At 71.3% G+C, this 10933-nt stretch carries 12 protein-coding genes; 4 read left to right on the forward strand and 8 right to left on the reverse strand.

Annotated features, from left to right (window positions below):
• The first annotated feature begins 392 nt into the window (after positions 1 to 392).
• The 3 genes from AOK17_RS42480 (at position 393) to AOK17_RS42490 (ending at position 3965) form a co-directional block, all read left to right on the forward strand.
• Positions 393 to 1814 (forward strand): histidine-type phosphatase, encoded by a 1422-nt coding sequence (locus tag AOK17_RS42480; RefSeq protein WP_079053599.1) that lies wholly within the window; start codon positions 393 to 395, stop codon positions 1812 to 1814.
• Between the two features lie 31 nt (positions 1815 to 1845).
• Complete coding sequence (locus tag AOK17_RS42485; protein WP_055618000.1) at positions 1846 to 3495, forward strand: serine/threonine-protein kinase; 1650 nt, start codon at positions 1846 to 1848, stop codon at positions 3493 to 3495.
• A 182-nt stretch (positions 3496 to 3677) separates the two neighbouring features.
• Positions 3678 to 3965, forward strand: a complete 288-nt coding sequence (locus AOK17_RS42490) for a chaplin (RefSeq protein WP_055618001.1) — start codon at positions 3678 to 3680, stop codon at positions 3963 to 3965.
• Between the two features lie 130 nt (positions 3966 to 4095).
• Here AOK17_RS42490 and AOK17_RS42495 read toward each other — a convergent pair whose 3' ends face one another.
• The 8 genes from AOK17_RS42495 to AOK17_RS42530 all read right to left on the reverse strand — a co-directional run bounded on the left by AOK17_RS42495 (position 4096) and on the right by AOK17_RS42530 (position 9323).
• Positions 4096 to 4962 carry a tyrosinase family protein gene (locus tag AOK17_RS42495; protein ID WP_055618002.1) on the reverse strand — a complete coding sequence of 289 codons (867 nt, stop codon included), beginning with the start codon at positions 4960 to 4962 and terminating at the stop codon, positions 4096 to 4098.
• Entirely contained in the window at positions 4946 to 5407 is a 462-nt protein-coding gene (locus tag AOK17_RS42500; protein ID WP_055618003.1) for a tyrosinase family oxidase copper chaperone, read from the reverse strand. The genes AOK17_RS42495 and AOK17_RS42500 overlap by 17 nt, the downstream gene beginning before the upstream one ends.
• A 62-nt stretch (positions 5408 to 5469) precedes the next feature.
• Positions 5470 to 5976, reverse strand: a complete 507-nt coding sequence (locus AOK17_RS42505) for a hypothetical protein (RefSeq protein ID WP_055618004.1) — start codon at positions 5974 to 5976, stop codon at positions 5470 to 5472.
• A gap of 98 nt (positions 5977 to 6074) precedes the next feature.
• Complete coding sequence (locus AOK17_RS42510) at positions 6075 to 6656, reverse strand: vitamin K epoxide reductase family protein (RefSeq protein WP_055618005.1); 582 nt, start codon at positions 6654 to 6656, stop codon at positions 6075 to 6077.
• A 2-nt stretch (positions 6657 to 6658) separates the two neighbouring features.
• Entirely contained in the window at positions 6659 to 7156 is a 498-nt protein-coding gene (locus tag AOK17_RS42515) for a DUF5949 family protein (RefSeq protein WP_055618006.1), read from the reverse strand.
• Between the two features lie 246 nt (positions 7157 to 7402).
• Complete coding sequence (locus AOK17_RS51445; protein WP_055618007.1) at positions 7403 to 7705, reverse strand: hypothetical protein; 303 nt, start codon at positions 7703 to 7705, stop codon at positions 7403 to 7405.
• A gap of 210 nt (positions 7706 to 7915) precedes the next feature.
• Positions 7916 to 8842: a hypothetical protein gene (locus AOK17_RS51870; RefSeq protein ID WP_055618008.1), complete on the reverse strand. Its 927-nt coding sequence runs from the start codon at positions 8840 to 8842 to the stop codon at positions 7916 to 7918.
• A 241-nt stretch (positions 8843 to 9083) separates the two neighbouring features.
• Positions 9084 to 9323, reverse strand: a complete 240-nt coding sequence (locus tag AOK17_RS42530) for a chaplin (RefSeq protein ID WP_055618009.1) — start codon at positions 9321 to 9323, stop codon at positions 9084 to 9086.
• Between the two features lie 363 nt (positions 9324 to 9686).
• Here AOK17_RS42530 and AOK17_RS42535 point away from each other — a divergent pair, with 363 nt between their 5' ends.
• Positions 9687 to 10856 (forward strand): hypothetical protein, encoded by a 1170-nt coding sequence (locus AOK17_RS42535; RefSeq protein WP_055618010.1) that lies wholly within the window; start codon positions 9687 to 9689, stop codon positions 10854 to 10856.
• Positions 10857 to 10933: the final 77 nt, after the last annotated feature.

Below are 10933 nucleotides of genomic sequence, written 5' to 3' on the forward strand. Positions count from 1 at the left end.
AGGGGCCCCTGAGGCGCTCGCGGCGCTCAAGGCGGGCTGGGGAGGAGTCGGCGAGCGCCTCAGGGGCCCCTGAACCGGGCGTCATTCACCGTTCGAGATCCGAAAACTGTCCGAAAATGGACCCGCTGCCCCGCCACTGCTCGCCACCGCCCGGCCGGCCACAACGTGGGCAAGTACCGGCACACCCGCCCTTGACCAGCCCATGGTCCCCCCATGGACCACCGGTCGGAAACGAGCCACGCATCGGTCACCCGCCGTTGGCCCGAGGCGGAAACGATGCGGCGAATCGTTCGATCCACGACGGACCGTTCGATCCCCTCCCAGAGGCCACAACCGCGGACACGGCCTCTCCCGCCCGACGAAACGACGGCCCACCCATGAAGCGACGACCCATGAGACGCCTCTCCCCCGGTCTTGCCCCCGGCATCACTCCCGCCCTGGCCCTCGCCCTGTGCGCCCTCCTCTCCGGCGCGCTGCCCGCCCACGCCGAAGGCCACGCGGACGGCCGGCCAACCGGCAACTCGGCCGACGGGCACAGCGACAGCTACGGGACGAAGGCGTCGTACGAGCCCGGCCAGAACCCGCGCACCTACCAAGCCGCGCCCCGCGGATTCGAGCCGGTGTTCACGGAGAACGTCTCCCGGCACGGGTCCCGTGCCGCGACCGACAGCGAGGACGGGGACCTCATCCTCAAGCTGTGGGACCGGGCTGCGAGCGAGGGGCAGCTGACCAGGGCGGGCAAGGAGTTCGGGCCCCAGGTGCGGGCGCTGCTCGACGCCATGGCCAAGGTCGGGTACGGAAACCTGAGCGGACGCGGCAGGCAGGAGATCCAGGACACCGCCGTCCGCATGGAGAAGCGGCTCCCGGGGCTTTTCGCGCGCATCGCGAAGGACGGCGAGCCGATCGACGTCGTCAGCTCCGGGCAGGGGCGCGCGGTGGACAGCGCGGGCGAGTTCACGACCGCGCTCGCCAAGGCCGACCCGGCGCTGAAGCCACTGATCGGGCCCGCCCGCGCGGACGAGGACCTGCTGTACTTCCACAAGGCGGCCGGAGGCGCCGCGTACCGCGACTACATCGACAACGACAAGCGGCTCGCGGACACCCTCAAGAGCGTCACCGACCAGCCGGCCACGCACCGCGCCGCAGTGAACGTACTGAAGAAGATCTTCAAGCCGGCGTTCGTCGCACGGATCTCCGCGGGTGAGTTCTCGGCCGTCGGCAGCGATGTCGATGCCGCCGAGGCGGTCTACAACCTCTACGGCATCGCCCCCGCGATGAGCGCCGAGAGCCCGGACGGCGCCGGCTGGCACATGGAGCGGTACATCGCGCCGCGCGACGCCGCCTGGTTCGGATATCTGAGCGACGCCGAGGACTTCTACGAGAAGGGTCCCGGCTTCGCCGACAGCGACATCACCTACAAGATGGCCGGCGTCCTGCTCGACGACTTCTTCAAGAAGGCCGAGGCCAGCCGGGCCGGCACCAGCGACCTCGGCGCGGAACTGCGCTTCACCCACGCCGAGGAGATCATCCCGCTGGCCGCGCTGATGGGCCTGCCGGGCAGTACGAAGCCTGTGACCGCCCAGCGCCCGTACACCTACGCAGACAACCCCTGGCGCGGCGCGTCCGTGGCGCCCATGGCCGCGAACATCCAGTGGGACGTGTTCCGCAAGGGCCACACCTATCTCGTACGCATGCTCTACAACGAGAAGGAGACCGCGTTCAAGCAGGGCTGCCGCCCGGTGGCCAAGGGCAGCGCGTTCTACGAGCTGAACGAACTGGAGCGCTGCTTCGGACGTACGCACCCGACGTCCTGAGGGCCGGGCGAGCCCCACTAATCTGTCCGCCATGAACGCATCGGGGGACATGGTCGACGGGCGGTTCGAGCTGCTCGCGCGGCTCGGCAGCGGTGGCATGGGGACGGTGTGGCGGGCCCGGGACAGCGTGCTGCACCGGGAGGTCGCCCTCAAGGCCGTCCGGCACGACGCGGCGGCCTCCCACTCCGTCCGTGAGCGCGTGCTGCGCGAGGCGCGGGCGCTCGCCCGGATCAGCCACCCGAACGTCGTGATGATCCACCACATCATCGACGACGACCCGCACCCCTGGCTCGTCATGGAACTGGTGGACGGCGTCTCGCTCCAGGAGCGGCTGGCCGACGGCCCGCTGGCCCCCTCGGAGGCCGCCCGGCTCGGCCGCCAGGTGCTCGCCGCCCTGCGCGCGGCGGTCGCGGCGGGCATCCAGCACCGGGACGTCAAGCCCGCCAACATCCTGCTGCGCGCCGACGGTTCCGCCGTGCTCACCGACTTCGGCATCGCGGCCCTCCAAGGGTCGACCGCGCTGACGGCGACCGGCGAACTCATCGGCTCCCCCGAGTACATCGCCCCCGAGCGGATCCGCGGCAACGACGACGACCCGGCGTCCGACCTCTGGTCCCTGGGGCTCGTCCTGTACGTCTGCGTGGAGGGCATCAGCCCGTTGCGCCGCGGCACCACCCTGGGCACCCTCGCCGCCGTCCTCGACGAGGCCGTACCGCCGCCGGTGCGCTCCGGCCCGCTCTCGCCCGTGCTCCAGGCCCTGCTCGTACGGGATCCGGCGGCCCGCCCCGACGCGGCGCGGCTGGACGCGATGCTGGCGCAGGTCGAGTCGGGTACGACTCCGGACTGGGCGCTGCCGACGGCCACGGCCCCGCTGCCGCCCGGCCCCACGACGGCCCCGACGCACGTCCTGCCCGTGCCGCCCGCGTCCGGTGGCACGGTTCCCGGCGGTCCCGCGTCCGGGCCCGGCAGCACGGTTTCCGGCGGTCCTGGGCCCGGCAGCACGGTTCCTGGCGCTCCCGTGCCCGCCGAGCCGGTCGGCGAACACCCGACGCGCGTCCAGAACGTGCGGAACGTGCCGCCGCGGGGGCGCAGGCGGCGCCCGGCCCTCATCGCCACCGTCGCCGTCGTGGTCGCCGCCCTCGCGACGGCCGCGACCGCGCTCGTCCTGAACCTGCGCGAGTCGGACGGCGACGACAGCAAGGCCAAGGGGGGCGGCGTTTCGGCGTCCGGCACCGCGACCTCCCCGTCCGCCAAGCAGTCACCTACGCCCGAATCGACACCCGCGCCGTCGAAGGAGGCCTCGCAGCCGGCCGCGTCCCCGTCCAAGGAGGCGAGCACCCCGCCCGCCTCCGAAGGCCGCTGGATCGCCCAGCTGTTCTCCGAACCGGTCGGCTCCGGCACCGCCACGCGGGACCAACGGCTCGCGGCCGTCCGCAAGACCGTCCCCGAGGCGGTCTACGTCCGCAGCGACGACTACGCCTCGCTCCGTCCCGGCTTCTGGGTCATCTACGCCCCGGGCCCGTTCACCGACGGCCGCGCCGCCCTGAGCTTCTGCGCGGACCGCGGCAGAACCACGTCGACCACCTGCGTCGGCCGCTACCTGAGCACGGAGTCGGCGGACTACAGCCTCCAGTGCGCTCCCCCGGCCACCAGCCCTAAGGGCCGCTGCACACGCCAGTGAGCCGGGGTCGGACCCCACCAGGAATCGAACAAAGAGGAAACTAATATGCTTTATCGCCCCATATGAAGCATCTTGGTGGATGATGCCCCGTTGAGCACCGTTACCCCCTGTGGGCCCTCGCGTTGAACGGTCTGTGCGGTCGCGTCGGAGCAGCCGCGCTCACCGAAATCGAAGGAGTGAACGTGAAGTCTCGCATCGCGAAGGCGGCCGGTGTGGCCCTCGGCACGGGTGCCGTTGTGATCAGTGGAGCCGGTCTGGCCATGGCGGACGCGGGCGCCGAGGGCAAGGCCGTCGGCTCGCCCGGCGTCCTGTCGGGCAACGTCATCCAGGTCCCGGTCCACGTGCCGGTCAACGTCTGCGGCAACACCGTGAACGTCATCGCCCTGCTGAACCCGACGTTCGGCAACGAGTGCGCGAACCTCGACGACGGCCCGAAGGGTCACCCCGGCCCCAAGGGCTACGGCCACTGAGTCACCGCACTCACGCGAAGGCCCCCGGCGGTACACACCACCGGGGGCCTTCCCCTGTTCACCGGTCACACGTAACCAGTCACCCGCCACTGTCACGATCTCCGGTCACCCAGCACTCAGCACCCACGCATCAGACGTACCGGTAGATCCGGCTGTGGTCCTCCAGCTCGTCCGGCGGCACGCCCCACGGCGGCATCTCCTCGTGCCGCGCCACCACGCGCCCCCGCTGCGGGTCCCCGAGCTCCGGCGGCGACGCGGGCAGATACCGGGCCCCCTGGTGCCGCTTCTGCCAGCGGGTCCAGAGCAGGTCCACGAAGGAGTGGTGCAGCCAGAAGACGGGGTCGTTGACCGAGGCCCCGCCGAGCATGTGCCCGCCGACCCAGCGGTGTACGCGATTGTGGTTGCGCCAGGCGTCGTTGCCCTGCCCGGTCCCCCACCCTTCGAGCTTGTTCCGGAAGCCGCGGGAGGAGGTGGAGTCCCAGGGCGCCGTGTCGTACACGGGGTCCTTGAGGGCCCGCGCGAGCTCGTCCGCGGTCGGCAGGGCGAGCGGATCGTGGGGCCGGCCGAGGTCGCGCATGAGGTACTCGCCGTCGGTCATCGACTCCTTGACGACCCACTTCTTGTGCCGGTAGGCGAACGGCCCGGTCGTCACCTGCCGGTCGGAGCGCCGCCCGTTGCCCCCGAGCAGGTCCTCTCCCCACAGCGGGGCGGCGGGCGTCCGGTCCTTCGTCCAGTCCCAGTACGGCACGGACACCCCGGAGTCGACCCGCCGCAGCGCCCGCTCCAGCTCCAGCAGGAACCGCCGGTGCCAGGGCAGGAAGGAGGGCGCCATGTGGGCCGCACGCAGTCCGCCGTCGCCGTCCGACACGTAGTGGTCGATGTGCATGCGGACGAACTCGTCGTACTCGCCGGTGCGTTTGATCTCCAGGAACGCGCCGACGAGCCTGCGCCGCTCGGCCTTCGTCAGCGCGCTCACGTTCTTACGCGTGTACGCCATGCCCGTGCCCCTCCCCCGGCCCCGCCTCCGCAGCCGCCGCGCGCAGCCGCAGTGTGCCGCCCAGTTCGTCGACGGCCCCGCGGGCGGCGGCGAGCGGCGTCGGATACGACTGGTAGTGGTCGACCATGGTCAGATAGCCGCCGTCGGCCCGCCGCATGAGGTGCAACGGCCGGTCGTCCACGGAGACGAGCCACTGTCCGGCGGGCGCCGCACCGGCGACGGCGGCTTCAACGCCTGTGGCGTCCTTGGACCCGCGGATCCGCCGTCCGCGGTACATCTCGTCGAACTCCGCCTCGGACCCGGCCTGTTCGCCGGACGCGGGCGGCTCGGCGCTCGACGGGCCCGACGGGCGCGAGGCCGCGACGAGCGGAGCCAGGGCGGCGGTGACGGCCGCGACCAGCAGCCCTCTCAGGACGTCTCGCCGCGTACCGTTCGCCACTGCCACCCGTACTCCTCCATGAACTGTCGGGCCCAGACGGCCGGTTGGCCGGGTGGGGCCCGTTGTGCCTACAGCCCGGGCGCGAGACCCAGGGTCGCCCCCGGTGCCGCCTGCAGAACCGGAGCGAGGAGACCGACCTCGGGCAGCTTCGGGGCCGGAAGGCCGAGCTTGTCCGCCTGAGGCGCGGTCAACGGAGCGTCCAACGAGGCACCCGGCGTCAGGGCACGCAGGTCCGAGGTGGGCGTGCTGGCGGCGACGTGGTCGAAGGTGTCCCCGAGAACGCGCGGCACCGGCGTACGCAGGTCGAGGGACGGCAGGTCGCTGGTGACCGGCAGCTGCGGGACGGCCCGGTCCGGCAGCAGCCGGCCCTCGACATACCGCGGCCCGTCGGGGCTGCCCGGCGTGGGCAGCGGGAGGGTGCCGCCGATCCTGGGCATCTCCATGTTCAGCGAGTTCTCCACACCGTCCAGCGGTACGGCGACCGGGATCCCGTCGGCCGCGACGGCGGGCGTCGCGACGGCGGCCGCCACGCAGGTGACGACGGCGGCAAGAGTTCCTCGGGTGGTCGACTTCATCTCAGGTACGGGCCTTTCGGGATTCGGGGGGTGCGTCCGAAACGCGTAACGACCCGGCGAACGACATCAGAGCAAAATTCCCCCGGTGGATGCAATTGTCAGCTCGTCCAGAAGTCCCACCAACGCGTCAACACGAGCATTCCGATGATCCCCAGATGCAGAACCGGCGGCACCCACGTGAATTCGGCGAGGAATGCCTTCACCCAGCCGGGTGCGGGCAGGAATTCATTTCGTACGTTGAACGACGTGACGTACCAGAACATGACGACGGTGGCGATCCAGGCGAGGCAGCACCACAGGCACAGCGCGTTGATGCTGTACAGCGACTCGTACTGGAGCCACGTCACGAATCCGACGCCGAACAGCGTGCCCGCGTCGAACGTCAGCCAGTACCAGCGTGGGAACGCCGCGCCGGCCAGCAGGCTCGTACCGACGCAGATCACGATGCCGTAGGCGACCAGACCGAGCATCGGGTTGGGGAACCCGAAGGCGGAGGCCTGGTCGCTCTTCATGATGTTGCCGCAGGAGACGACCGGGTTCAGGCTGCAGCCCGGGGTGAAGTCCGGGTCCTCCAGCAGCTTGAACTTGTCGATGGTGATGACCCAGGAGGCCAGCAGCCCGGCCGCGCCCGTGATCACCAGCAGCAGGGCGAACGCGCGGTCGGCGCCCGCTGTGCGCATCGTCAGCCGCGCAGGCTGCGGGCCGGGAGGAGGGCGTGTGCCGCGCTGTTCAGGGTCTTCTCGTCGCCGGCGAAGGCGGCCAGGGCCTCCGGCGCGACGGGCTTGCCCGGCTCGGCCTCGGGCCAGGGGCGGGTGGTGAACAGGAAGTAGGCGTAGCCGCGTTCGCCGACCGCGGCGAGCCACTCCGGCGGCACGGAGCACTGGGCGTTGAGGTGGGCCATGGTGACGACGGCCTGGCCGGCCTCGACGAGGAGACCGACGGGGAAGCTGGGCTGCCGGGTGCCGTCGACGATCTCGTCGCCGATGGGCAGGCCGCTGCGGTGCAGCAGTTGCTCGACGGCGGCCGTGGAGCCCTCGGGGCCGGCCGCGCCGTCACCGAGCGAGTAGGCCAGCAGGAAGGGCATGTCGCCGTCGGGGTGTTCGCCGCTCCACGCCATGACGACGAGCGTGCCGAGGTCGGCGGCACGGAAAGGACGCGTTTCGCTTGATGTTGAGGTCACCGCGGAACCGTATCGACGCGCCGGAATGCGCCCGCTCCGTTTCTCACTCGCCCGGGGGATTTCCGGCCGGGTCTCCACACGAACGGGGGACGGCGTCGAACGGCCGGAAAGAACAATCGGAACGACGCGGATAATCGGAGAACAGAACGAAGGGCCGGTTCCGCGTGATGCGGAACCGGCCCTTCGTCACTTCCGGAGCGGCTTCCGGAGTTGCGTCCGATACCGCGTCCGGAGTTACCTCCGAAGTCACTTCTGGAGGGGAAGTCCGCCCAGGAGCCCCGTGGGACCCTCCGCCGAGTTGAGGGCCTTCGTCGCGCCGTCGACGGTGTTCAGCACGGAGTCCTTGTTCGACGTGTCGAGCGCGTTCGACTGCGACTGCAGGGGCATGGCGTCCGCGGCGTCCACCGGCTCGGTGGTGAGCGCGCCGAGCGCCGAGTCGAGGCCGCCGTTGAGACTGGAGGGCGTCAGGTCGGCGGCAAAGGCGGGCGCTGCGGCAGCAGCGATGACCAGGGACCCGGCGACGACAGCGGCGGCCTTCAGGGACTTCATCGTGTTCCTTTCTTCGGCAACTCGCGTCGCCAGAGGGAAATTTCGCTGAACTGCGCACTGCCCAACGATCCCCGTTCCGGCCGGAAACTCCGTTCGCCGAAAAATTCTGGAAGCCACCCAATTGAAGGGTGTGTCAAATCCTCAAATGGGATCCCTCATATGAAAACAGTCGTCGGGCCGGCCCGGTCGTCGGGCCGGCCCGACGGTCGTTCAGGACGGCAGCAGCCCGCCGGTGGGCAGCGGCAGCGCGCCCGTCGGCAGGGGCAGCTTGGGCAGACCCGGCAGGTTCGGCACGGGCAGGCCGCCGCCGAGGACCGTGGCGACGACGACGTTGACGAGGCCGGTCACGACGGCCAGCGCCGCCGCCGCGACACCGGCGACGTCACCGCTGGTGGCGGCCTTGACCAGGGAGTCGACCGCGGCCTGCAGGGCCTTGAGCGCGTCGGCCTTGAGGTCGAGCGGGACCTCGGCGACCGCACGCGCGGCACCGTTCGGCACCGGCAGCGCGGGGGCCGCCGGAAGCTTCGGCACCTCCGGCAGCGCGGCCGGCGGGGCGACCGGCGTGACGGGGGTGACCGGCGTGGCCGGAACGGCGGGCTTGGCGGGGGTCGTGGGAGTGGCCGGCGTGCTCGGCACGACCGGCGACGTCGCGGCGTCGGGCACGGCCGGAACGGCGGGCTTGGCCGGTGCCGACGGAACGGCGGGCGCGGTCGGGGCGGCCGGCTTGACCGGTGCCGCCGGGGTGGGCGGTGCGGTCGGCACGGCCTGCTCCCGCTCGGCCTTGACCGGCGGGGTCAGCGCGCCCGCGGCCGGGGCGGCGGCGGAGGCCTTGGCAATGGCGGCCTTCACCGCGTCGGCGAGCTTGGCCGCGTCGGCGGCGGGGAGCTGGCCGTTGTCGGCCTTGAGCACGGCGTCGAGCAGGTCGGTGACCGGCTTGAGCACTCCGCCGACGTCGCCGAGGCTCTTGACCTGCGCCAGCAGAGCGTCCGCTCCGGGCACCGGCGCCTTGGCCGCTGTCGAACGGGCGTCGCGGGTCGAGTCGTGGTCGGCGGCCACGGCGGCCGGTCCGGCTATCCCGAGCAGAAGCGTGGCGCAGAGTGCGGGGGCCGCGATACGCCGTGCGGGCAGAGCACGCATGGAGGGGTCCTTTCGGTGGTGCGTACGGATCTTGTGCTCACCGTGGAATCGGTGACCACCTCCTGCAACCGAACAACCGCGCTCCGTAGCGGCCCGGGCCCGCCGCCGCGTCCGTTGTCCCTGGTGAGGCGCCATGCCCGGACGTTCCCCGGGCGCTCGACGCCCCTCCCTCCATTCGGGGCAACGCGGACCGGCCGCCCTCCCTGTGGGAGGACGGCCGGTCAAGGGCTGCGCAGCGACGTCAGTCGTTGGCGCACTCGTTGCCGAACGCCGGGTTCAGCAGCGCGATGACGTTCACGGTGTTGCCGCAGACGTTGACCGGCACGTGGACGGGGACCTGGACCAGGTTGCCCGACAGGACGCCCGGGGAGTGGGCGGCGAAGCCGTGCGCGTCACTGTCGGCGGCGGCGACGCCACCGGTGCCCGCCATGGCGGCGGCGGCAACGGAGGTAAGGACCAGGCCCTTCGCGATACGCGACATGGAGAGGTGCTCCTTGGGATTGACACAACAATCCGGGCGGGGTGCCCGGCTCTGGAATCAACGCGCGGCACTGGCGCGGGTTGTGCCACCAAACGGGTGAAGTCCCGGACCGAGTACCGGGCGAAGGGCCGGGGCCACCACGGAGCCTCCGCCCGACGCGGCGTCAACCAGTGTATGCAGCATGATTACGACACACTTGACGGGTTTCACGGATAAATACGGATAGCGGCTACAGTTGCGTTCCTCCTCAGGCCGCTTGAAACAGACGGGGAGTCATGGCGGCACTCATGTGATGTCCACAGCCTGTCCGTCCGCAGGGTCAGAACCTCTTCCCGAATTTCCCCCGAAAGGGCAACGCCGGTCATGCGCAATTCCCTGGGTCCTCTGCTGCGCCGTGGGATGGTGGGTGTCTTTTCCCTCGCCTCGCTGTGGGCGCCGGGCGGACCGGCGGCTGCCGCGCCTGCCATGCCCACGACGTCAACCACATGGCCGACGTCAACTTCGTCGACGGCTTCGGCACCCTCGCCCGCGCCGGCCGCCGAGGCCGAGAGTCTCGCCTTCACCCAGCGGTACCGCGCGCTCCAGCACGGCGGGATCGTCCGGGCCGCCAACTCGTCCATCACCTGCCGGCGTCCCGTCGAGCGGTCGGCGGTGTCCTGTCCCGCCGCACGCGAGGGCCGGGCGGCTGCGAACGACGACAACGACGACTTCGAGATGTTCTACATCGACGTCGACAACGACCCGAACACCTACAACTCCAGCCGCGCCGAGGTCCGTCCGCCGGCCGGCGCCCGGGTCTCGTACGCGCGGCTGTACTGGGGCGGCAACCTCCGGGTCGGTGAGCAGAAGCCGCCCAAGGACAACGGGCGGGTGCTGATCGCCGAACCGGGCGGCCAGTACAAGGAGGTGCTCGCCGACACGGTCGTCGGGCACCGGGTCGCGCACGGCGCGGACGCGTTCCAGGCCTCGGCGGACGTCACCCCTCTGGTGCGCTCCAGCGGCGCGGGCGCCTACACCGTGGCGCAGGTCAACGTGGCGATGGGCCACTCCGCGGCCGGAGCGTGGGGCGGCTGGACGCTGATGGTGGCGTACGAGAAGGAGTCGGAGCCGCTGCGGCACCTGGCGATGTGGGACGGCTTCGACCCGCTGGGCGCGGGCGGGGACCGGACGGTCCGGCTGCCCGGCATGAAGTTCCCCAAGAGCGCCGAAGGGCGTGCGGGGCTCGTCGCCTACAACGGTGACCGCGGGCGGACCGGCGGCTCGCTCACCCTGTCGGCAGGCGGCCTGACGACCCTTCTGGCCAACGGCGCGAACCCCCGTGACGACGTACTGAACTCGACCATCAGCGAGCCCGGCCGGACGGCCCCGGGGCGCACACCCGCGTATCCGAACACACTCGGATACGACTCCGACGTCTTCGAGCTCGACAAAGGGCTGCGACACGGCGGTGACCGGCTGGACTTCCGTCTGGTGTCGCCGCGCGACACGGCCTGGGCCGGAGCGCTGTTCGTCGCCGTCGACGCGAAGCGCTGACTGCCTTCCCCGGACTCCCCAGACTTCCCCCGACTTTCCCCCTTCCCCGTGAGTTCCCCAGTGACCTCCCCCTGAGC

The organism is Streptomyces phaeochromogenes, assembly GCF_001418655.1.
Classification (GTDB): domain Bacteria; phylum Actinomycetota; class Actinomycetes; order Streptomycetales; family Streptomycetaceae; genus Streptomyces; species Streptomyces phaeochromogenes.

What these genes read in the sequence shown, in the direction of transcription:
- AOK17_RS42510 (WP_055618005.1), bottom strand. Translation starts at nt 6,656, where the DNA reads ATGCGCACAGCGGGCGCCGACCGCGCGTTCGCCCTGCTGCTGGTGATC.
- AOK17_RS42535 (WP_055618010.1), top strand. Translation starts at nt 9,687, where the DNA reads ATGCGCAATTCCCTGGGTCCTCTGCTGCGCCGTGGGATGGTGGGTGTC.
- AOK17_RS51870 (WP_055618008.1), bottom strand. Translation starts at nt 8,842, where the DNA reads ATGCGTGCTCTGCCCGCACGGCGTATCGCGGCCCCCGCACTCTGCGCC.
- AOK17_RS42505 (WP_055618004.1), bottom strand. Translation starts at nt 5,976, where the DNA reads ATGAAGTCGACCACCCGAGGAACTCTTGCCGCCGTCGTCACCTGCGTG.
- AOK17_RS42485 (WP_055618000.1), top strand. Translation starts at nt 1,846, where the DNA reads ATGAACGCATCGGGGGACATGGTCGACGGGCGGTTCGAGCTGCTCGCG.
- AOK17_RS42530 (WP_055618009.1), bottom strand. Translation starts at nt 9,323, where the DNA reads ATGTCGCGTATCGCGAAGGGCCTGGTCCTTACCTCCGTTGCCGCCGCC.
- AOK17_RS51445 (WP_055618007.1), bottom strand. Translation starts at nt 7,705, where the DNA reads ATGAAGTCCCTGAAGGCCGCCGCTGTCGTCGCCGGGTCCCTGGTCATC.
- AOK17_RS42480 (WP_079053599.1), top strand. Translation starts at nt 393, where the DNA reads ATGAGACGCCTCTCCCCCGGTCTTGCCCCCGGCATCACTCCCGCCCTG.
- AOK17_RS42495 (WP_055618002.1), bottom strand. Translation starts at nt 4,962, where the DNA reads ATGGCGTACACGCGTAAGAACGTGAGCGCGCTGACGAAGGCCGAGCGG.